General features: G+C 43.0%; 28 protein-coding genes. 26 read left to right on the forward strand and 2 right to left on the reverse strand.

Translation table 11 applies throughout. The annotated features are described in order from the left end of the window. Positions 1–48 precede the first annotated feature (48 nt). The 24 genes from ISALK_RS00685 to ISALK_RS00800 all read left to right on the forward strand — a co-directional run bounded on the left by ISALK_RS00685 (position 49) and on the right by ISALK_RS00800 (position 18,379). Positions 49–906 (forward strand): hypothetical protein, encoded by an 858-nt coding sequence (locus ISALK_RS00685; RefSeq protein WP_160718312.1) that lies wholly within the window; start codon positions 49–51, stop codon positions 904–906. A gap of 38 nt (positions 907–944) precedes the next feature. Beyond that, positions 945–1,391 carry a CBS domain-containing protein gene (locus ISALK_RS00690; protein WP_160718313.1) on the forward strand — a complete coding sequence of 149 codons (447 nt, stop codon included), beginning with the start codon at positions 945–947 and terminating at the stop codon, positions 1,389–1,391. A gap of 179 nt (positions 1,392–1,570) precedes the next feature. After that, positions 1,571–1,738, forward strand: coding sequence for a hypothetical protein (locus ISALK_RS00695; RefSeq protein ID WP_160718314.1), 168 nt, complete (start codon positions 1,571–1,573; stop codon positions 1,736–1,738). A gap of 13 nt (positions 1,739–1,751) precedes the next feature. Continuing rightward, positions 1,752–2,108 (forward strand): hypothetical protein, encoded by a 357-nt coding sequence (locus ISALK_RS00700; RefSeq protein ID WP_160718315.1) that lies wholly within the window; start codon positions 1,752–1,754, stop codon positions 2,106–2,108. An 11-nt stretch (positions 2,109–2,119) separates the two neighbouring features. Further along, positions 2,120–2,539, forward strand: a complete 420-nt coding sequence (locus tag ISALK_RS00705) for a hypothetical protein (RefSeq protein WP_160718316.1) — start codon at positions 2,120–2,122, stop codon at positions 2,537–2,539. Between the two features lie 331 nt (positions 2,540–2,870). After that, on the forward strand, positions 2,871–3,362 hold the full coding sequence (locus ISALK_RS00710; RefSeq protein ID WP_160718317.1) for a Na+/H+ antiporter subunit E: 492 nt from the start codon (positions 2,871–2,873) through the stop codon (positions 3,360–3,362). Between the two features lie 2 nt (positions 3,363–3,364). Further along, complete coding sequence (locus ISALK_RS00715) at positions 3,365–3,631, forward strand: MrpF/PhaF family protein (RefSeq protein WP_160718318.1); 267 nt, start codon at positions 3,365–3,367, stop codon at positions 3,629–3,631. A gap of 12 nt (positions 3,632–3,643) precedes the next feature. Continuing rightward, positions 3,644–3,943 carry a monovalent cation/H(+) antiporter subunit G gene (gene mnhG, locus ISALK_RS00720; RefSeq protein WP_160718319.1) on the forward strand — a complete coding sequence of 100 codons (300 nt, stop codon included), beginning with the start codon at positions 3,644–3,646 and terminating at the stop codon, positions 3,941–3,943. 82 nt (positions 3,944–4,025) lie between these two features. Further along, entirely contained in the window at positions 4,026–4,265 is a 240-nt protein-coding gene (locus tag ISALK_RS00725; protein ID WP_160718320.1) for a hydrogenase subunit MbhD domain-containing protein, read from the forward strand. Next, positions 4,262–4,558, forward strand: a complete 297-nt coding sequence (mbhE, locus tag ISALK_RS00730) for a hydrogen gas-evolving membrane-bound hydrogenase subunit E (protein WP_160718321.1) — start codon at positions 4,262–4,264, stop codon at positions 4,556–4,558. The genes ISALK_RS00725 and mbhE overlap by 4 nt, the downstream gene beginning before the upstream one ends. A gap of 15 nt (positions 4,559–4,573) precedes the next feature. Beyond that, positions 4,574–4,996, forward strand: coding sequence for an MnhB domain-containing protein (locus ISALK_RS00735; RefSeq protein ID WP_160718322.1), 423 nt, complete (start codon positions 4,574–4,576; stop codon positions 4,994–4,996). Between the two features lies 1 nt (position 4,997). Then, positions 4,998–5,372, forward strand: a complete 375-nt coding sequence (locus tag ISALK_RS00740; RefSeq protein WP_160718323.1) for a sodium:proton antiporter — start codon at positions 4,998–5,000, stop codon at positions 5,370–5,372. 3 nt (positions 5,373–5,375) lie between these two features. Next, positions 5,376–6,863 (forward strand): complex I subunit 5 family protein, encoded by a 1,488-nt coding sequence (locus tag ISALK_RS00745; RefSeq protein ID WP_160718324.1) that lies wholly within the window; start codon positions 5,376–5,378, stop codon positions 6,861–6,863. Between the two features lie 17 nt (positions 6,864–6,880). Next, entirely contained in the window at positions 6,881–8,932 is a 2,052-nt protein-coding gene (locus ISALK_RS00750; RefSeq protein ID WP_160718325.1) for a complex I subunit 5 family protein, read from the forward strand. Positions 8,933–9,002: 70 nt separating this feature from the next. Beyond that, positions 9,003–10,838 carry a complex I subunit 5 family protein gene (locus ISALK_RS00755; RefSeq protein ID WP_236660213.1) on the forward strand — a complete coding sequence of 612 codons (1,836 nt, stop codon included), beginning with the start codon at positions 9,003–9,005 and terminating at the stop codon, positions 10,836–10,838. Between the two features lie 85 nt (positions 10,839–10,923). Then, positions 10,924–11,595 carry a coiled-coil domain-containing protein gene (locus ISALK_RS00760; protein WP_160718326.1) on the forward strand — a complete coding sequence of 224 codons (672 nt, stop codon included), beginning with the start codon at positions 10,924–10,926 and terminating at the stop codon, positions 11,593–11,595. Next, positions 11,588–11,974 carry a holo-ACP synthase gene (acpS, locus tag ISALK_RS00765; RefSeq protein WP_160718327.1) on the forward strand — a complete coding sequence of 129 codons (387 nt, stop codon included), beginning with the start codon at positions 11,588–11,590 and terminating at the stop codon, positions 11,972–11,974. The genes ISALK_RS00760 and acpS overlap by 8 nt, the downstream gene beginning before the upstream one ends. Continuing rightward, the gene (alr, locus tag ISALK_RS00770) at positions 11,967–13,148 is read left to right on the forward strand and encodes an alanine racemase (protein WP_201756807.1); all 1,182 of its coding nucleotides are present in this window, start codon (positions 11,967–11,969) and stop codon (positions 13,146–13,148) included. Before acpS ends, alr begins: the two co-directional genes overlap by 8 nt. 49 nt (positions 13,149–13,197) lie before the next feature. Beyond that, positions 13,198–13,473 carry a CopG family transcriptional regulator gene (locus tag ISALK_RS00775; protein ID WP_160718328.1) on the forward strand — a complete coding sequence of 92 codons (276 nt, stop codon included), beginning with the start codon at positions 13,198–13,200 and terminating at the stop codon, positions 13,471–13,473. Positions 13,474–13,497: 24 nt separating this feature from the next. Beyond that, positions 13,498–13,830, forward strand: a complete 333-nt coding sequence (locus tag ISALK_RS00780; RefSeq protein ID WP_201756819.1) for a type II toxin-antitoxin system PemK/MazF family toxin — start codon at positions 13,498–13,500, stop codon at positions 13,828–13,830. 162 nt (positions 13,831–13,992) lie between these two features. Beyond that, on the forward strand, positions 13,993–14,856 hold the full coding sequence (locus ISALK_RS00785; protein WP_160718330.1) for a YitT family protein: 864 nt from the start codon (positions 13,993–13,995) through the stop codon (positions 14,854–14,856). 120 nt (positions 14,857–14,976) lie between these two features. After that, entirely contained in the window at positions 14,977–15,810 is an 834-nt protein-coding gene (locus tag ISALK_RS00790; protein WP_160718331.1) for a transketolase, read from the forward strand. Continuing rightward, the gene (locus ISALK_RS00795; RefSeq protein ID WP_160718332.1) at positions 15,803–16,741 is read left to right on the forward strand and encodes a transketolase family protein; all 939 of its coding nucleotides are present in this window, start codon (positions 15,803–15,805) and stop codon (positions 16,739–16,741) included. The genes ISALK_RS00790 and ISALK_RS00795 overlap by 8 nt, the downstream gene beginning before the upstream one ends. A gap of 36 nt (positions 16,742–16,777) precedes the next feature. Further along, positions 16,778–18,379: a peptide chain release factor 3 gene (locus tag ISALK_RS00800; protein WP_371723314.1), complete on the forward strand. Its 1,602-nt coding sequence runs from the start codon at positions 16,778–16,780 to the stop codon at positions 18,377–18,379. Positions 18,380–18,455: 76 nt separating this feature from the next. Here ISALK_RS00800 and ISALK_RS00805 read toward each other — a convergent pair whose 3' ends face one another. Further along, positions 18,456–19,004, reverse strand: a complete 549-nt coding sequence (locus tag ISALK_RS00805) for an HD domain-containing protein (RefSeq protein ID WP_160718334.1) — start codon at positions 19,002–19,004, stop codon at positions 18,456–18,458. 157 nt (positions 19,005–19,161) lie between these two features. Between ISALK_RS00805 and ISALK_RS00810 the strand changes: the two genes are divergently transcribed. After that, positions 19,162–20,103, forward strand: a complete 942-nt coding sequence (locus tag ISALK_RS00810) for a phosphoglycerate dehydrogenase (protein ID WP_160718335.1) — start codon at positions 19,162–19,164, stop codon at positions 20,101–20,103. 82 nt (positions 20,104–20,185) lie between these two features. On the opposite strand, the gene ISALK_RS00815 is transcribed toward ISALK_RS00810, so the two are convergent. Continuing rightward, a complete protein-coding gene (locus ISALK_RS00815) occupies positions 20,186–20,911 on the reverse strand; it encodes a lysophospholipid acyltransferase family protein (protein ID WP_160718336.1) in 726 nt (241 codons plus the stop codon). A 170-nt stretch (positions 20,912–21,081) separates the two neighbouring features. On the opposite strand from ISALK_RS00815, the gene ISALK_RS00820 reads away from it, so the two are divergent. Then, entirely contained in the window at positions 21,082–21,915 is an 834-nt protein-coding gene (locus tag ISALK_RS00820; RefSeq protein WP_160718337.1) for a carbon-nitrogen hydrolase family protein, read from the forward strand. Positions 21,916–21,923: the final 8 nt, after the last annotated feature.

The following is a 21,923-nucleotide window of genomic DNA, read 5'->3' on the forward strand; positions in this document are numbered from 1 at the left end:
TTCTTTAATATAATGAAAGCAGAATTAGAAAAAAGGAGGAAATGGGTAATGGAACAGGTAAAAAAAGCTTTTGGAATCCTGAGAGGAAATTGGGTGCTGGCACTTCCCGTTTATTTAACCCGGTTAATTCCCGCGTTGTTAAGCATCTACATATTTACTGAAATTTCTACGGAATTAATCAGTATACTCTCCGTTGAAGAAATCGGCGAAACACAACATGTACTGGAGAACTATGAACAGGTGACCCGGGAGTTCTTTCAGGCAAATAGAGAGTATATATTGGCCAGTATAATTGTGGCGGCTCTGGGACTTCTGATGAATTTTATTGCGGTGCCCGCCACCTTTGGAATGATTAAAGAAAGTTTGGAAGAGGGAGAAAAACCGGATTTTTCAAGGGTATTTCCCAATGTGGGGAGATACTTTGGTAAATACTTAATGTATCGTATCGGAAAGCTGGCCCTTTGGATTTTCATATTTTTACTCGGTTTTATAGTCTTTGCTTTGGTAGCCTTTATAGGTTCGAGGGTGGATGAAGGTATGGCCGTGCTTTTGGTTATGCTTTTAGGGCTGGCCTTTATCCTTATGGCAGCGGTACTGCACCTGATTTTAAAACTGTGGTTTCCTGCCATGGTATTAGGAGAGTTAGGGGTGTTTGACGGTTTAAGAGAAGCTTTTCGAAAAAGCAAAGTGTGTTTTTGGCCGCTTTTTGCAGGTTTTTTGGGAATTCGAATGGCAGCGTGGATTGTCAATATGTTTGTGAATATGGTCATCGGAGACCTGGGTTACTTAAGTCCTTTCCTGGACAATATCATTCCTACATTGGCCACGGTGACCTTGCTCATCTTTTATATGTTAATTTACCGAGAGACTGAAAAGGAACTGGTTAATATAGAGGAAAGCGGGTAAGTAATGTTATATAAGTTTTTACTAAGGAGGAGAGGTCGATGTTAGCCAAGGATATTATGACAAAGGAAGTAATTTCGGTTAAAAGCCAGGACTTAGTGGAAGATGTAATCAAAATTTTGATGGATAAAAATATCAGCGGGGTTCCCGTTGTGGATGATGAGGAGCATGTAATCGGCATTGTTACGGAAGGAGATTTGATATACCGCAGTAAGAAACTTAGAATACCCACGTTTTTCAGCATATTGGACGGCTACGTTTTTTTAGAGAGCACCAAAACCATCGAGAAGCAGCTTAAAAAGATGGTAGCTTACCGAGTGGAGGATGTAATGACCACAGAGGTCATTACCGTTGAGGAAGATCAAACCGTAGAAGAAGTGGCGACCATCATGACAAAAGAAAAAATCAACCGGGTACCTGTAATCAAGGATAATCGATTGGTGGGGATCATCAGTCGAAGAGATATTATCCGATCCTATTCCGCTTAAATATAGAACTTATAAAACTTTTCCCCTTAAGGGTTTATCCTTAAGGGGGTTTTTATGGAGTAAAATGGATGAAAATCCTTGTTATTTAATTATCCAAATCGATTGACAAACATTTGACGAAGCTTTAGAATAGAAGGAGTACTTATAAATAATCTATTATGGATGTAGGAGGGCTATAAATGACAAGAAAGATGATAGGTTTTGTTTTGTTCATTTTAACCGGTACAGCCTTGATTGTTCTTTCGATTATGGAAACATCGGATCCGATTAATATTGGATTGTTGCTGATCATTGGGGCGTTTTTCGGTGTAGGACTAACGGATCATTACAAAGACTTAAAAAAATAAAGGAGGGCTGGATATGTTTGATAAAAAGAAAGCAACTACATTTATCTGTGCCTTTCTTGGCACGGTAATTACTTGGTACATTCAACATGAAATGGGCTATTCGGCAATCATCGCCAATGGAATAGTCGGAGTGTTGGCAGGGATTTTATTGACTGCACCCTTAGCTGGAGCAACTTATACCGCATCCTTCGTAGGGATGTCAGGAATTGCTGTACTCCCAAGCATTGGTGCCGCTGCTCTGGCCGGTGCGGTGGTGGGAATCGTAATTATCTTAACGGCGGAGATTTATGCGGGAATCGGTGGAAAAGGTGGGACCACCGCAGCATTTTCGGTACAGGTAAGTCGCTTTATTATGAGCATTTTCGGATAGGAGGAACAATAATGGATAATCTGGCAATTATAATTACAGCAATTTTAGCAGGAATAGCAACTTATACAATCAGTGTGAAATTAGAGAAAGGTGCGGTTTTCGGTTCCGCTATAGTGGTACTGTTATCGGGACTGTTTTTGCCTCATTTTTTCGAGATGGGGACTACCCTGGCAGTGATGGCCACAACATCTTCCTACGCCGGAATGGTGGCAGCGAAAAACGTACCAAACCTTAAAGAAATGGCCGCGGTGGGATTTATCGCCGGAGTGCTATTTATCTTGGTGGAGGTTCCCTTTGCAGGAGTGGGTGGAAAGCTTGGAACCATCGCTGCTATATCCTGTTTAGGCTGGATCGGGTTAAAAAAAACATTGGTGATGGTATTAGCGAAAAAAGAAAAACAACAGGAGTCCACCGTCAGTTATATGAAATAAGTCTCTTGTGGTAAATAATTAATTGACACAATGATAAATGGTGAAAATCGAAGTTAACAACAGAGCATAAAGTCTAAGCTATCTGACATAAAAGCACCCCTTTGTAACCACTTTCTTATAGAACAGAAGGTTTGTTATAAAGGGGTTTGTTGTATTAAAATACTTCGAAGAAAATGAAGTCTGAAGAATTTTTCTTGATTTCACGGATTTCATGTTGAAATCTAAAAGTAATAGGAGTACAATAGAATATGACATGAATCGAAACCCTTGAATTTCTTAAAAGAGAAGGGTTTTATAATAATCTCATAGAACAGACTAAGAGGTGTGTACATTGAAAAATCGTATAAAAACTTACAGCTATTATTTTGTTTTGCTTTTTTTATTTTGGATTATTTTATCGCAGCAGTTTACTTTGGAAATTGCACTGATCGGTGCAGGGGCCGTAGGGCTGATTATGCTGTATTCCAAAAGTTTATTGTTTTCACCCAAGGAGACGACCCTTTTTAGCCCGGGGAAAATAGTGCTTTTTGTAAAATTTATTTTCGTTATGCTGATCGAAATATTAAAGTCCAACTGGCAGGTGGCCAAAATTGTCCTTTCTCCTTCCTTACCGATTTCTCCCTCCTTTGTAAAGGTGAAAAAAACCTTTGAAAAGGATTTTGATAAAGTGATCTTTGGGAATTCCGTAACCTTAACCCCGGGGACCTTGACCGTAGATATCGACGAGGAAGGATTTCTTGTGCACGCATTAACCAAGGAAGCGGCGGAGGGGCTGGAAGGCAGTATTATCGAAGAATTTGTACGAAAACTGGAGGCGGAGTAAAGATGATGGAGACTGTTTTTTTAGGTTTTATTATATTTTTAGGGGTCACCATGTTTGTCTGTCTGTACCGAGCCTATGCAGGCCCCACAGCGGCGGATCGTGTGGTGGCAATTGACGTGATTTCTACTAAAATTGCGGTGCTCATTGCGTTTTTAGCGATACAAACCGGACAGGAAAGCTTTATTGATGTGGCTCTGGTCTATGCCATGATGGGATTTATTGCAACCATTGCGGTGTCCAAATACTTAGAAAAAGGAAAGCTTTATTAAGGAGAGGTAGAAATGATCATAAACGCCATTATATTAATATTGATAGGAAGCAGCGCCTTCTTTTTTGGCGTAGGAACCTTAGGACTTATACGAATGCCCGATACCTATACAAGAATGCATGCCAGCACCAAATGTGATACTTTGGGAGCGGGTCTTGCCCTATTAGCCCTTGCGGTGTACAGTGGGTTTAGTATAATCAGTGTGAAAAGCATCATTGTAATTGCTTTTATCTGGATTACCAATCCTACCGCCGCCCATATTATTGCTAAGGCAAAATACCACAGTGAAAAAAAAGAGGAACTTCAAAAGTAAAATTCAAGAAGAATAATCTAAATGTATCTGTAAGAAAATCCTGATGTAAGGATTCTGAAGAGAATCATAAGGAGAGGATCAAATGGAAATCTTAAATGTTATTTTAATACTTTTCCTGATTGTTTGCGCTTTAGCTGTTGAGCGGACAAAGGACTTGCTTAGTGCCATTATCATTTTCGCATCATACAGTTTGGTAATGGCTATTTTGTGGCTGATACTCATGGCGCCGGATATTGCCTTGACGGAAGCCGCCATTGGAGCCGGTGTTACTACTATTCTTCTGATTGCCACGGTTTCCAGAATAAGGAGGGTGGAAAAATGAAAAAATTTTTTATACCTCTAGTGTTTTTGGGTCTGCTGGGAATTATGTTTATCAGTGTTATGGAGCTTCCCGCTATCGGAGATCCGGAAAATCCCAGTCAAAATGAAGTGGCGGATTATTACATCGAGAATGCCATTGATGATACGAAAACCCCCAACACCGTAACAGCAGTTTTAAAATACTACCGAGGGATAGATACCTTGCTTGAAGCCGGAGTTCTATTTACTTCAATTGTTGCGGTAATATCCGTACTTAGGGGAAATGAAAAAAAAAGAAGTATTAAAGAAGAGTAAAAGGAGCACGCATCTATGGACGATTTAATAGTAAAAACCATTATACGCATCGTTACCCCCTTTATTTACTTATACGGCACTTATATTATTTTAAACGCCAGCGCATCACCGGGGGGAAGTTTTGCCGGTGGAGCCATTATGGGTTCCGCAATTGTTCTGTATACCATTGTGTTTGGCCTTGCTAAAGCGGAAAAAAAAGTACCGGATCGCATTGGGAAATTAAAGCGGGAGGTACTGCTTTGTTTTATTTTAATGGCCTTTGTGGTCGTTTTTATGGGTTATGATGTGCTGCAGCTTAGAGAAGCGGGAGCCTATCAGATCGCTTATGGAGAAAAAGTACAAGTTGAGATGCTTTCTTTGGTAAATATGGGGATTGCTTTCAAAGTTGCGGTAACCCTGATCAGTCTTTTTCATGTGTTCATTAAGGAGGATCATTAAAATGGAGTTTTTGGAAATTATCATGGACCGAATTAATTATTTTGGAGCCGCCACCCTTTTGGTGATAGGGCTTTATACCGTATTAACCCATCCGAATTTACTCAAAAAAGTTATTGGGCTCAACATTATGGAAACCGCCGTATTTTTGTTTATGGTATCCGTGGGATACGTTGCGGAAGGTAATGCTCCCATACTTGGTACCGTAAAAGAACCGATCACTGCTTCCTATGTGAATCCTTTACCTACGGCGATGATTCTTACGGGAATTGTGGTTGCTGTTAGTATTACGGCCTACGCCCTCAGTTTGATTATTAAAATTTATGAAGTATACGGCACCGTTGAGCTGGATGAAATCTTAGAAATGAGGGGGGAGTAGAGGATGGCTTATTTGCAGTTTCCGTTATTGATTCTATTTATACTCCTTTTAGGAGCGGTTATGACCCCTTTGCTGATGAAAAGGTTTAACTTGAAGGGAAAATATTTTATTCTGACAGTGCTGATAGCAAGTCTATCGCTAAGCGCTTATCTGCTTTTTCAGGTGATGACTCAGGGATCCTACATGTATAATATCGGCAACTGGAGTCCCACCATTGGGATACAGTTCAGTGTTGATGAGTTTTCCACCATGATGGTCTTTTTCATCCTTATGATGACCACTTTAGTGGTGATTTATTCCTTAAGGGACATTGAACATGAAATTTTGCCAAAGCAAATTCCGGTATATTACAGTTTAATATTTTTACTGCTCGTGGGAATGGTGGGGATTACCTTTACCAATGACCTGTTTAATACATATGTATTTATGGAGATCCTGGCGATGACTTCCTGTGCAATAATTTCCATTAAACGAAAAAAGGAAAACTTTATGGCGGCCTTTAAGTACTTAATGTTAAACACCTTGGCATCCATCTCTTTTCTTTTCGGTGTGGCTCTTTTATATATGGCCACGGGATACTTAAACATCACGGAGATGTCCAATCAGATGGCTATTGCCTGGGAAATGTATCCCACCAATATTTTATTGGCCTTGGGTTTTATGGCGGCGGGACTTGGAATTAAAGCTGCGGTTTTCCCCTTGCATACCTGGCTTCCCGATGCCCACTCCAGCGCACCGACTCCATCCAGCGCATTGCTTTCCGGCCTTGTGGTAAAGGTCTATATTTTTGTGGCGATGAAAGTTCTTTTCCGTTTAGTAGGTACGGAAATTATCATCGTTAATTTAGGAGTTCACAATTACATTGCTTATTTTGCTGCTGTGGGAATGATCATGGGGTCCATATTTGCCATCGGACAAAAAGATATTAAAAGAATGCTCGCCTACTCCAGTGTGGCCCAACTAGGATACATCTTTCTGGGGATCGGTATGGCCACGACCCAAGGGCTTAGCGTGTCCCTTTTTCATGTAGTCTCCCACGGATTAATGAAATCCGCATTATTCCTAAGTGCGGGAGCCATCATATATAAAACGGAAAAACGAAAAATCAACGACTTGTCGGGGATTGGGTATGAAATGCCCTTGACCATGATTGTTTTCAGTATTGCGGCCCTAGGGATGATCGGTATTCCCGGAATGAGCGGGTTTATGAGTAAGTGGTATTTAGCCCTGGCGGTTCTCGAGTCCAATCAGCCTTTCTATCTCGTCGTAATTCTATTAAGTAGCTTTCTTAACGCGGTATATTATCTCCCCATTATTGTAGCGGCTTTCTTAAAGCCCAGGGAAGATGGCAGTGAAGAAATGACTCGGGACGGTATTCCGAGAACCATGACCATGCCTATGGTTATCATTGCAGGATTGATTATTTTAGTAGGAATATTCCCTCAAATTCTTATGAATATTATTGAGCGAGCGGTTCCAACTTTCTTGTAGTTTAGAGGAGGAGAAACATGAAAGATTTAAATAGTAAACAAAAAGAAAATATTCTGCAACGAATCATAGGTAATCTGGATTCTTTTTGTGTGAACTGTATACTAGTATTTGTATTGACAATATTTCTCGTTGGGATTTTTATTATTATTACCATGGGAGCGGGTACGGGAACCCAGGGAGAATTTATCTTTGATACGAAGTTTTCCATCGCCGAGACCTTTGTGAATCTGATCAACAATATTCCTTATCTGCCCTTTATTGCCATATTAATCCCCTTAGTGGGAGGCCCTATTGAGGCCTATTTTGGAAGAAAGTCGGAAACCCTTAGGGATTCCACTGTTGTAAACTCTACGTTTGTTACTTTTTTAATGATTTTAGCAATGTATCCCCAGGTGGTAGAAGGCAGTATTGACTATTTTATCCCTGGAGTATTTGGTGTGGGACTGCATTTTACTGTGGATATGCTTGGATTTATTATGGCCATGACCGCAGGGGTTTTGTGGTTGATGGTAACCATTTATACCCGGGACTATATGAGGATTGAACGGCACCGAAATAGATTCTCCCTATGGATGGCAGTAACCTTTGGAGGAATTCTCGGAACCATATTTGCGGGAGATATCTTAACGATGTTTCTTTTCTTTGAGATGATGACCTTAACCTCCTATATGTTGGTGGCCCACAACCAGTCAAAGGAATCCATGCTGGCGGGGAACAACTACATCTATATGGGAGTAGCCGGGGGCCTGAGTATTCTTCTTGGAATAATTCTTTTATATGTTTATACCGGGACCTTGGAGTTTGTACCCCTGGCAGCGGAACTGAACGAGCTGGGCTGGATAAAATACCTGATCACTCTGTTTTTTGTACTGGGATTTGGCGTAAAGGCCGGGATGCTTCCTCTGCATATTTGGCTGCCTAAGGCTCATCCTGTAGCCCCTACGCCGGCCAGCGCTTTGCTTTCGGGGATTTTAATTAAGGTAGGGGCCTTTGGACTGCTTCGAATCATTACCAGCTTTTTTATTCCTGATATCACCGCCTTAGGAGAACTGGATCCCACCTTGTGGTCGGTTTCCGAAAACCTGGGAGCAGTAATTATCTGGGTGGGGATTGCCACCATGACCGTAGGAGTGTTTATGGCGCTTCAGCAGTCCCATATGAAAAAGATGCTGGCGTATCACTCCATCTCTCAAATGGGGTACATCGTAATGGGGATCGGGGTGGCAGCCTATCTTGGGGATTACGGCGCCATGGGCTTTACCGGAGCAGTATACCATATTGTAAACCATGCTCTTTTTAAGGGACTATTGTTTATGGTAGCGGGATTGGTATATCTACGAACCAGAGAGCAGGACATGTATAAGCTTGGAGGGCTTTGGAAAAAAATGCCCTTTACCGCTTTGGTTTGTTTGATAGCCGCTTTAGGGATTACAGGAATGCCGGGTTTTAACGGCTTTGCCAGTAAATCCATGCTGCACCATGCCATTATCGAAGCCTATGAATACGGTCATCATTCCTTCCGGTATGCGGAAGTGATGTTTACCATCGTCAGTGCCGGTACTGTATGCTCCTTTATTAAACTTTTCGGTTACGTTTTCCTAGGAAAAACTCCGGAAAAATACCAAAATATCGAAGGAGATAACGGTATGATGGATATGGCCATGGCAGGACTGGCGATTTTAATCGTGGCCATCGGGCAGGCTCCCAATTACTTCTTAAATGCCTTTTTAATTCCGTCGGCCCGACAGTTTGTATACGACCCTTATTTTATTGAAAGTTATTTGGTGGATATGAATTTTTTTAATTACGCAGATATCTCCATCATGTTTTGGATTTATTTATTCGGTTTCGGAATCTTTTTTATCGGAAGCCGGTATCACTTATTCCACCTGACCATGCCGGACTGGATGGATGTAGAGACCACCCTGTACCGACCGATGTATAATCTGGTTTATAAGAATGCAATAAAAATCACCGATCGTTATGAAATGACAATTATTAAGGAAGATGTTATAATATATACGGTAATTTTGACGGTTGCTCTGATTATTTTGACCCGAATCATATAAAATGAGAGCTCTTGCTGATCCTTCTGCTTAAGGAAGCAGGAGCTTTTATCATAGGAAAGGATGAATAGCATTGGATATTATTTCAAGAGGAATCATTCAAGTATGGATGCCTGCATCGATTGTCCTTTTTATTGTTCTGGAATTACTGATAATTCCGTCAATAGGAGATAAGGAACGAAAAATTCGACGAAATGTGGTAAAAGTTTTTGTACTCCTCACCACGATTTTTATGATTCTGATCTTCAATGAAGTCCAACGGGCCCCTGTGGTCTATGAAATCGGAAATGTATTCGGTATGGGAGCCATATTTCGTATTGATATGCTCAACTACGTATTTATTATTTTAACGGGAATTGTATGGTTGGCCCTGGGGATTTACAGTTTGGAAGACATCAACTATGTTTTCTACACCTTAACCTACTTTGCTATTATCGGAACCCTGATGGCTGGCGACCTTTTGAGCTTTTTCCTATTCTTTGAGGCCATGACCTTTATTTCCTATGCCTTGATGGTTTATCACAGGGGGGAAGACCAGTTAGAGGCGGGAAAAGTTTATATTTACATGGGAATTATCGGAGGGCTATCCATACTAAGCGGAATTTTAATGCTCTCCGCCTATACGGGAAGCTTTGAATGGAGCCCCCTCGCCGTACAGTTTAGCGAAATGGGACCGATCAAATATATTATTGCAGCTTTCTTAATTGGAGGTTTCGGTATCAAAGCGGGGATGGTACCCTTTCATTTCTGGATGCCTAAGGTGTACGAAGGTGGACCGATTTCTGTGGTGGCACTATCTTCCGGGATTCTGATCAAGATCGGTGCCTACGGAATTCTTCGGGTGGTCTCCGTGGTATTTTCCGTTACGGACAGTGCCCGACTCAGCTCAGTGGAACTTTTATGGCAGGTCTCAAGAAACATTGGCGCTGTGGTTATTTGGATCGGAATCATAACTATGGTGGTAGGCGTTTTTATGGCCCTGCAGCAGGGTAATATGAAACGGATGCTGGCTTATCACAGTGTGAGTCAAATGGGTTATATGATCATGGGAATAGGAGTTGCAGGATATTTAGGTTATGAAGGAGCTATGGGCTTTGCCGGTGCCGTCTTCCATATGATCAATCACGCCTTCTTTAAGGTGATTCTCTTTATGGTGGCAGGATTGGTATTCCTTCGTACTCGGGAATGGAACATGTACAAGCTCGGGGGTCTTTGGAAAAAGATGCCTCTTACTGCCCTACTGTGTTTAATAGCGGTCTTTGGTATTACTGGGATGCCAGGCTTTAATGGTTTTGCCAGCAAGTCCGTGCTTCACCATGCCATTGATGAGGCCTATCTCTACGGTCATGAGGTTTTTCGTTATGCAGAGCTCCTTTTTGTCATTGTCAGTGCGGGAACCGTATGCTCTTTCCTCAAGTTCTTCGGATACATCTTCCTGGGAGACCTTGCCCCTGAATATGAAAAAATTGAGGGAGACCATTATCGTATGAATGGGGCCATGGGAATTCTTGCCTTCTTTGTGATCGCCATCGGTCTAAATCCTTCCTTTTTCTTCGAGGGTTACTTGATTCCTGCGGCAAGCAGCTTTACCTACAGCCCGGAGTTTATTCAAAGTTATTTAGTGGGGCTGGAGTTTTTCGGGGCTGATGAAATTGTAGACTTCCTGGGAGTTTATATTATCGGATTCGGTATGTTTGTAGTGGGTGTGAAATTTCATTTATTCAGTCTGCCGTTGCCGAAATGGATTAATGCGGAACGTTTCATATATAAACCGGTTACTGTGGTGTGTGAAAAGTTCCCTAATTTTTGCGTGCAACAATTTGAAAAACGGATTATTTTTGGAGATGTGGTCATTTACGCCGTTTTATTAACGGTGATTTTAGGAATGTTAATTGTTTTTGGAATTTAAGCAGGATATTTTAAGGAATTGGCGAATAATAAATTAAGACCTTCTAAAAGAAAAATACAAGGGAGTAGTTATAAGGGGATAAGCCATGATAAATTTTATAAAAAATAAAGCTTTCGAAAAAACCCATAAAATTGAGATTGATGAAAAAATTCTGGACCCGAAAAACATCAAACAATTTTTTAATGAATCTAAATGCCATCAAACCATTAAAACCTATGGAAATCAAAGGACGAAAAAACTCCAGGGGGAATTGTACAACAAAGAAAAAGAGATTCGGGATATGGAAGGCAAACTGCAAAAGAAATATGAGGATAAAGATCAACTGATTAACCGAATTATTGCCCTTTCTCATGAAATCAATTCCGAAGACAGGGGATCCTTGACCAAGGAATTGGAAAAAGCAAAAATAGACATTGAGAATGTGAAAGAAGAAATCGAAAAATTTAAAAGTGATTTGGAAGAAAAACAGATTTTACTAAAAGACATCCAAAAAAAACTCTATAAAGTGATGGCGGAAATTTCTTACACCCGATTTTTACACGAGCGACAAAAACTTTCCAAGGTTCAAAAAAATATCAGGGGCCTACGAAAAAAACTGGACGGTATGCGGACAGAAAAAGAGGGGATTGAAGAAAAGCTGAATGATTTATACCACATGCTTCATGGAGTTATGGGCCATCAACAGATGGAGCAAATGGACCTGACTTTTTTAAAGGACTTCAGTGAAGAAGAAGAAGAGGTGAAGGATAATGGTTAGAGGTATTGGAATTGATATCATTGAAATTCATCGAATTGAAAGAGCCATAAAGAAAAATCCGAAGTTTATACATCGTATCCTGACCGAACAAGAAGTGGACTACATAACAGAAAACCAAAAGTCTACAATTACGGTAGCCGGCTATTTTGCCGCTAAAGAAGCCGTAAGCAAAGCTTTGGGCACCGGACTACGGGGTTTTAGCTGGAAGGATGTCGAAATACATAAAGACAGCAATCACCGGCCCTTTGCAGTTCTTCATAACGGAGCAAAGGAACAATTGGAAATCATGGGGGCCACGGAGATTTGGCTCAGTATTTCCCACAGTAAAAAAGACGCTGTTGCTCAGGCAATAATCAGCAAAGGAGGATCTTATGATTAATAAAGAGAATCTACGGCCCCTATGGGCGGAAATTAATTTGGACCATTTATCTCACAATATGAAAGAGGTTAAACGAAACATTAATAAAGATACCTTAGCCTGTGCGGTAATCAAAGCGGATGGTTATGGACATGGGGCAGTAGAGATCGCCGAAACACTGGTAAAATCTGGTGCTGACCGGTTCGCCGTGGCCACCCTGACGGAAGCTGTGGAACTGCGAAAATCGGGAATAACGCTTCCTATTATGGTGCTGGGATATACTCCGGAAACTCAGTTTGAGACAATTACCAAGTATAACATCACCCAAACCATATATACCTATGAACAAGGAAAGTGCTTCAATGAAAAAGCTTTGGAGCGGGGAGAAAAAATAACAGTGCACATCAAAGTGGATACCGGTATGTCCCGACTGGGTTTTCAAACCCATGAGCAGGATCAGAAGAAAATGATAAGAATCCTAGGTATGAAAGGGTTGATAGTGGAGGGGATTTATACTCATTTTGCCATAGCCGATGATGCTAAAAAAGATTTTACCTATTTACAGTTTGAAAAATTTCAGCTTTTAGTGAAAAAACTGGAAGCCGAAGGGTTCAATATACCGATTAAGCATGTATCGAATTCCGCTGCAATTATTGATCTTCCCGAGATGAATCTGGACATGGTCCGCGCGGGACTGATGCTCTACGGTCTTTATCCTTCGAAGGATGTGGACCATCGGAGAATCAAGCTAAAAAAGGTACTGGAGTTAAAAGCGGAAATTGCGTTGGTAAAGGACTTGGAAAAGGGTCGCGGAGTCAGTTACGGCCTCATATATGAAACCCGGGAAACCCGACGGATTGCCACCCTTCCCGTGGGCTATGCAGACGGTTTTACAAGGCTGCTGACGGAAAAAGCCAAGGTGATGCTAAAAGGGAAGGCCTATCCCATTGTTGGAAGAATCTGTATGGATCAGTCCATGGTGGATATCACCGGTGAAGAGGCCAATATAGGAGACGTGGTTACTGTCATTAGTAGCAACGATGAAGATCCCAATACCGCGGATGATTTTGCGGATTTACTGGGCACCATAAATTATGAAATTGTTTGTATGATCAGTCGAAGGGTTCCTAGGGTTTATTTAATGAAAGGAGAAGTATGGGCAATTACCGATCACTTGTTGACACGACAATCTTAAGTGATATATAATATAAGTTAGCCTAATACTTACGGACTGGAGGTGCAGTATGCCCAATTCTAAGAAGATCATCGTGCATTTACCCCCATCAATCGTTGAAGATGCTGATCGCCTGGCAAAAATCGAGAATTTGGATCGAAGTGAATTTTTAACCAGAGCTGTTCGATCTTATATTCAAGAAAAGTGCTTTGGAGAAAAACTCTGCAACATCAAGGCGGGTTACGAGGAAATGGCAAGCATTAATACTGCCCTGGCAGAGCTGGGTATGAGCTTAGATTTGCCTTTTTTGGAAGAATATGAAGGCAAGATATCGGAGAGTGATTAAACCGTGGCAATTAAAAGAGGAGATATGTTTTATGCAGATCTTAGCCCTGTAAGGGGGTCGGAACAAGGTGGGGTTCGGCCGGTGCTGATTATTCAAAACAACATCGGAAATAAATACAGCCCCACGGTCATTGTTGCGGCCATAACGTCGAAAATCAACAAGGGGAAGCTACCCACCCATGTGGAGCTGGACACTGGCCATTATAAAATTCCCAAAAATTCCGTGATTTTACTGGAACAGATTCGAACCATCGATAAAACACGATTGGAAGAAAAAATCGGAACCCTGGACGATCGAACCATGGCCAAGGTCAACCGGGCCCTATCCATCAGCTTAGGGATTTTATCAGAGTATTAAGAATAGCTGTAACAAACAACCAAGCATTACATAATGACGATTTTAAACTGACCTATGTCAGCAACACATAACCAATATAACCATGAAGTGAAAATAAGACCTTTCATTCCCTTAAGCATCCTATGGAGAATGAGGTCTTAATTTTTGGAAAGGAGAATGACTATGATTCAAAACAATAAGTATCGCCTACTTGTGGAGTATCTCGCCATAGCCCTTGGCTCAGGTCTACTGGCTTTTTCTTTGGTGTTTTTTTTAGAGCCCAATACCATTGCCCCGGGAGGGGTGACGGGTTTTGCCATTCTGATACAGAAACTTTTCGGCATTCCCATTGACTTTACCAACCTGGCGGTAAATGTCCCCCTATTTATTGCGGGGATTATGATTTTAGGGAAAGCCTTCGGTGCTAAAACTGCCTATGCCACCATTATGTTGTCGGTATTTATCAGGTTCTTCTATGTGTTCTTCGGAGAAATCGCTGTAACCGACGACTTGCTACTAGCGGCGATTTACGGCGGGGTAATCTCCGGAGTAGGGCTCGGTATTGTTTTTCGCTTTGGAGGAACCACGGGGGGGACGGACCTTGGAGGAGCCATTCTGAATAAATTTTTTCCGAATTTTAGTACGGCAAAAATGATGATGGTTTTGGACCTTCTGGTCGTGGTAGCCGCAGGATTGGTGGAAAGAAGAATTGAGACGTCCCTGTACTCCATTATCGCCCTGTATATTTTGGTAAAACTCATTGATTTTATTGTAGAGGGCCTAAGCTATGCCAAAGCCTTTTATATTATCTCCAAGGATCCTGAGGTCATGGGAAAAAAGATAACCCAGGAATTACATCGGGGGGTTACGGCTCTGTCGGGGAAAGGGGTATACACCGGATCCAACCGGGATGTACTTCTGTGCGTGGTCAACCGGGCCCAAGTGGCAAAGTTAAAGCGCATTGTCCATGAAGTGGATCCTAAGGCCTTTATGATGGTCAGCACCATCCATGAGGTGCTGGGAGAAGGATTCAAAGAGGTGAAGTAGACATTATACCAAGGAAACATCACCCTTAGCAATAATAAACATCCGGATTAAAAGACTGTTCACTGTATTGGTTGATCATGAAAGGAAAGATAAATAGCTAGAACATACAACTAGGAGGTTATGAAAATCATGAATCAGGAAATGCTTCAACAAAAGGCCACAACCCTTCGTAGGGACATTGTGGAAATGCTATATAAAGCGGGATCCGGTCACCCCGGGGGCTCCCTGTCCGCCGTGGAGATTGTCAGTGCTTTGTATTTTCAGGAAATGAATGTGGATGTGAAGAATCCCGAATGGAGGGATCGAGATCGGTTTGTGCTCTCTAAGGGCCATGCTGCGCCGGTACTGTATGCGGCCTTGGCGGAAAAAGGTTTTTTTCCGAAAAGTCAGCTCTGGGAGCTTCGAAAAATCGGAAGCATACTCCAGGGACATCCGGAGATGAAAAACATTTCCGGAGTGGATATGTCCACAGGTTCTTTAGGACAGGGATTTTCCACGGCTGTAGGAATGGCTTTAGGGCTGAGAACCGACAACTCCGGCAGCCGGGTTTTTGCCCTTCTGGGAGACGGCGAACTGCAGGAAGGAATTGTCTGGGAGGCGGCTATGGCGGCCCCTCACTATAAACTGGATAACCTTACGGCCTTTGTGGATTATAACGGACTGCAAATTGACGGACCCAATGAAGAAGTTATGGGAGTACACCCGGTTACGGATAAGTTTAAAGCCTTCGGGTGGAACGTATTGACTGTTGACGGTCACGATTTCAAGGGAATTTTAGAAGCTTTGGCTATTGCTAAAACAACGAAGGATAAACCCACAATGATCGTTGCCAGAACCGTAAAAGGAAAAGGCGTCTCCTTTATGGAAGATCAGGCGGGATGGCACGGCAAAGCTCCGAACAAAGAAGAACGGGATCAGGCAATGACAGAGTTGGGAGGGTTGGATCATGAGTAAAATGATGGCCACAAGAGAAGGATACGGAAAAGCCTTAGTAGAACTGGGAAAAGAAAATGAGAAAGTGGTGGTCCTTGACGCAGACCTTTCAAAGTCCACAAAAACTGCAGGTTTTGGAGAAACTTATCCGGATCGGTTTTTTAACGTGGGGGTGGCGGAGCAGAATCTGATCGGATTGGCTGCGGGACTGTCCACCACGGGGAAAATCCCCTTTGCCAGTTCCTTTGCCATGTTTGCCTCGGGAAGAGCCTTTGAGATCATTCGAAACTCCATCGGTTATCCGAGACTGAATGTTAAAATCTGCGCCACCCATTCAGGGATCACCGTAGGGGAAGACGGCGCTTCTCATCAGGCCTTGGAGGACATCGCCTGCATGCGGACCATCCCCAATATGACGGTCATCGTTCCCTCGGACGGAGTGGAAGCCATGACCGCGGTTAAAAAAATTGCGGAGTTTGACGGTCCGGTTTACTTACGACTGGGACGTTCCGGGGTACCGGTGATCAACGATCATGAAAACTATGACTTTGAAATCGGAAAGGGCATTACCCTAAAAGAGGGGGGCGATCTTACCATTATCGCTGCGGGCCTAATGGTCCATGAAGCCTTAAAAGCCGCGGAAAAGTTGGAGGAAAAAGGGGTAGAGGCAAGAGTTCTAAACCTTCATACCATCAAGCCCATTGACCGGGACATAATCATTAAGGCTGCTGAGGAAACCGGAGCCGTAATCACCGCTGAGGAACATAATATCATCGGAGGTCTGGGATCCGCCGTGGCGGAAGTTTTATCGGAAAACATGCCCGTACCCTTAAAACGCATCGGCGTGGAGGATACCTTCGGAGAGTCGGGGAAACCGGCGGAATTATTGGAGAAATACGGTCTGACCGATGAGAAAATTTTCAAGACCGCTATAGAGATCCTGGCCCGTTAAAAATACTGGATGTAATAAACTATTGGAGATGTTATGATGGATAAAAATTTTATAAAAGAAATCAATAAACGAAGAACCTTTGCAATCATTTCCCACCCCGATGCGGGAAAAACCACACTGACGGAAAAGTTTCTCCTTTACGGAGGAGCCATCCGGTTAGCCGGGTCTGTAAAGTCGAGAAAAACCCAAAAACATGCGGTTTCTGACTGGATGGAAATTGAAAAGCAGCGGGGGATCTCGGTGACCTCCAGTGTGATGCAGTTCAATTATGATGGTGCCTGTATCAATATTTTGGATACTCCCGGCCACCAGGATTTCTCGGAGGATACTTACCGAACCCTAACCGCGGCAGACAGTGCGGTAATGGTCATTGACTGCGCCAAAGGGGTGGAACCTCAAACAAAGAAGCTATTTCGGGTTTGTAAGGACCGAAACATTCCGATTTTTACCTTTATCAACAAACTGGACCGGGCGGGGAAGGACCCCTTCGAACTGATGGAAGAGATCGAAAAGGTCCTTGGAATTCAGTCCTACCCCATGAACTGGCCCATCGGTACCGACGGAGATTTCAAAGGGGTGTACAATCGACAGAAAAAACGGATTGAGCTGTACCAGGACGGGGATCATGGACAGAACATCGCAAAGATTGTCAGCAAGGACCTTGACGACGAGGGACTGGCGGATATCCTCGGCGCCGATTACTATCAACGCCTGAAGGATGAAGTGGAGCTCTTGGACATGGCAGGGGATGATTTTGATCATGATAAGGTGCAAAACGGGGAGTTGACCCCTCTGTTTTTCGGAAGTGCCATGACCAATTTCGGTGTGGAGCCTTTTTTGGAATCCTTTTTAAAACTGACCTATAAACCGGAGGCAAGGAACAGTAATCAGGGGTTGATTCCTCCGGAGGATCCGAATTTTTCCGGGTTCATTTTCAAAATCCAGGCGAACATGAATCCCGCCCATCGGGACCGCCTGGCCTTTATTCGAATCTGTTCCGGAAAGTTTGAAAAGGGCATGTCCGTATACAATTCAAGAACCGGGAAGAAAATTCGTCTGGCTCAGCCCCAACAGTTTCTTGCCCAGGACCGGGAGATCGTGGACACCGCCTATCCCGGAGATATTATCGGTCTCCATGATCCCGGACTGTTTAAGATCAGCGATACTTTGTCGGAGGCGGACCCTTCTTTGAAATATGAAAAAATACCGGTGTTCCCGCCGGAGCATTTTTCGAAAATCATTCCGAAGAATTCCATGAAACGTAAACAGTTCTTAAAAGGAATTCAGCAGTTAGCCGAGGAAGGGGCGATCCAGGTCTTTAAGAGACCGAATATCGGTATTGAGGAGTACATCGTTGGTGTAGTAGGGGTACTGCAATTTCAGGTACTGGAATACCGACTGAAAAATGAGTACAGTGTGGATATCATTATGGAAAGTATGCCTCACCGCTACATTCGATGGATCGAAATGGAGGGCTATGATCCCGACCGCTTTAATGCCACCATGGATAGTATGTTAGTGGAAGATCATGAGGGAAATCCCGCCATCATCCTGCAAAATGAATGGTCCATTGGAAAAATCGAAGACCGGAATACCGGTGTGGTGTTAAAGGATATTTATAAAAAGGATTTAGACTAGAGACAGGATCAAAGAGTAAGACCAAACGGTTATAAAACAGTCTTAAAAGACAAGAATTAAGGGGAGCCTGCTCCCCTTAATTTTTTTCGTCGATTTTTTGCAACAGCTCCAGGGTTTTCAATAGATCTCCAAGGGAGTTTTCGTTAAATCCTTCTCCAAGTTTTGGGTAGGCCTTGAGGGGAATCGGATTTGTTGAAAAGTCCCGATGATGATGCCGGGTCAGAAAGACCACGGAAGCCTCAGTTCCTACATTGTTAAGGAGCTCAGCTCCCAGAGCCGGGTGCTGCTGCTTATAATACAAAGCTTTCTGTAAGAACTTCGGTAACATTCTTTTGGGGATTGGAAGTTTCGTAATCACCACCACCAAGGCTTTGTGGACCAATGTCAGATTGCTGTTGATTTTCCCCACATCATGGAGCAGGGCGGCTTTGATTAAAATCCGGTTCTTAGGGGCTTCCTTCAAACAATCATAGGCGATATTAAGACTGTGGCGCTGTTCCCCTACCCGGAGACGGCGAAAGAGAAGGGCTTCTCCCTTGGTTAAATAGGCTTTTAGAAAGACTTGCTCCTCCGGGGTGACCTTGGCAAACACCCCCCGGAAAAACTGCTTGATTCGATAGAGCATGGTTTTCCTCCCAGGTTAAAGACTTTCTTTGATTTTAGCACAGATTCTCGTCGGAAAGAATAACAAAAAAAGAAGAATCATGGAACTCCATTGTAGTTTTCTTTTTAGAAGAGGGCTTTTAGGGTATAAACTGAAGAGAATTGACGGGAGGGATATTATGAAAGCACTGTTTACTTACGACTATGGAGAAAAGAAGATGCAGAGTATTAAAAATCTCGGTTACGAGATTATATTCCGGAAGGAGCGGGACCTGGTATATGATGAAGAATTAGAGGACGTGGAAGCGCTGATCTGCTACAGTCCCTTTTCCACCTTGGATATTGGAAAGATGAAAAATCTTAAATGGATTCAACTATCCAGTATTGGAATCGATCAGGTGCCTTTGGAAAAGGTGAAGGATCAGGGGATTCTACTGACCAACAACAAAGGGGGATACAGTATTCCCATGGGAGAGTTCATCGTGATGAAAATTCTGGAGCTCTTTAAGAACAGTAAGACTTTTTATCATCAACAGCAACAGAAGCAGTGGAAAATGGATACGTCCCTGATAGAGCTTTATAATAAGCGGGTAAGCTTCATCGGAACCGGAAGTATTGCCGTGGAAGGGGCTAAACGACTTCAAGGATTCGGCGTGGAAATTACCGGGGTCAATACCCGGGGACGGGACGTGGAGTACTTTCATAAATGCTATCCCATAAAAGATCTCTACGAGGTGTTAAAGCACAGCGACGTGGTTGTGCTGACCATTCCCTATACCGATGAGACCCATCATTTAATCGATGATGGGGCCTTAGCGGCTATGAATCCCAAGGCCTATCTAATCAATGTTTCCAGAGGAAGTGTTGTGGAAGAGCCGGCGTTGATTGAGCATCTGAAGCAGGAGTCCATCCAAGGGGCGGCCTTGGATGTGGTGGAGGAAGAACCCTTGAGGGAAGACAGTCCCCTGTGGGATTTTGCAAACGTAATCATTACCCCCCATAATTCCTGGGTTTCGGAAATGCGGAATCAGCGGAGATTTGATACGATTTATGAGAATGCGGAGAAATTCAGCAGAGGGGAAACCTTAAAAAACCTGGTGAACTTGGATAAGGGTTATTAGAAAGGAAAAAAACCTCCCGGTCTTCATGTTTTAATGCTCATGGCCGGGAGGTTCGGATTTGCGAGGGGCTTTAGAATAGGGGTTAGGATATTTGATGTTCTTTTAAATTTTCTTTCAGGGTATTGAGTACCGTCACTGTGTTGTCGGAAGTCTTCTCCTGTCCCTTTTCCTGAGGGGGCAGAGGTTTAGAGATCACAATCTTAACCTTCGCGGGTCGAACACGGCTCTTGTTGCCTTCGTAAAGTTTGTATGAGTCGATGATGGTCACCGGCACTACGTAGGACTTAGCTTTTTCTGCAATTTTCAAGCTTCCCGGTTTGAAGGGATTCATCTCGGAAGACTTACTTCTGGTGCCTTCAGGGAAAATTACCATGGAATGACCGTCTTTGATTTTTTTTGACGCATCATTAATGGCCCGTAGGGATTGACGGATATCCTTACGATCGATGAAAACACTTTCCGTAAAGTAAATCCATTTACCGATGATCGGCACTTTTCGAAGTTCTTTTTTCGCCACAAAGCCCAAGGGCTGATCCAGCACGTGAACCAGGAGCGGTATATCCATATAGCTTTGATGATTACTCACGTAAAGCGCCGCCTGATCGGGAATGTTCTCTTTTCCGATGATTTCCAAATCACAACCGCTGAAACGGACAATGTTTTTGGATAAGCTTCTGTTGATTTTATAAACCAGATTCCGCTTTTTATCCTTCGGTCCTTTCTTTCCATAGTAATAGTGGAGCGGAAAAGTTAAGGCGATGAACAGCATATAGGATACAAAGAAAATGACAAAGAAAATATGGGTCATGGATGATTCCTCCTAAGGATTTAATAAGATGGTACATAAAAGGCAATAAATTCATGTATAATCATACCATAAAGACCTTGGAATTTCTACAAAAAAACTCAACACCCGAGAGCAAAGACCCACAGAAGAACCGGTAAAAAATCCTTAAAAAGAGAAAGGCAGGAAAAAAAATGAAAACCGTAAAAGTACTGGGATGTCAGATGATGGTCGAAGAGGATAAAAAAATGAACTTGGAAAAAGCTGAGGAAATGATTGCCCGGGGAATAAGGAAATATCAGCCGGATATCATTATTCTTCCAGAAATGTTCAACACCCCCTACGATAACAGCTACTTTCCGGAATTTAGCGAAGCCTATGGGGGAGACACCACGTTAAAAATTCAAAAATTGGCGAAAGAACAGGGTGTGATGATTATCGCAGGATCCATACCGGAGCAGGGGGAAGGAGAAAAAGAAATTTATAACACCACCTATGTTTTCGGGTCGAAGGGGGAGCTCCTGGGAAAACACCGGAAAATTCATTTGTTCGATATTGATATCCCTGGAAAAATCACTTTCAAAGAGTCCGATGTGCTTTCTCCGGGAGAGGAAATTACAGTGCTGGATACAAAATTTGGTAAAATCGGTATCGCCATTTGTTACGACGTTCGCTTTCCGGAACTATTCCAGATAATGGAGAAGGAAGGGGCAAGGCTGGTGGTCATTCCCGGAGCTTTTAATACCACCACGGGCCCCGCCCACTGGGAGTTGTTGATGCGATCCAGAGCTCTGGATAATCAGGTCTATGTCGCCGCGGTCTCTCCCGCAAGAAACTCCAAGGCTTCCTATCAGGCCTATGGTCACAGTATGATTGTGGATCCCTGGGGAAGGATTTTGGATGAGTTGGAGGAAAAAGAAGGATTTTTATATCGGGAACTGGACATTGATTACCTTCATCAGGTACGGGGGGAACTTCCAACCCGAAAAAATCGCCGTGTGAGCTTGTACGATACGATTAAGAAATAAGTCCGACT

The sequence above is a fragment of the Isachenkonia alkalipeptolytica genome, assembly GCF_009910325.1.
GTDB classification, from domain to species: domain Bacteria; phylum Bacillota; class Clostridia; order Peptostreptococcales; family T1SED10-28; genus Isachenkonia; species Isachenkonia alkalipeptolytica.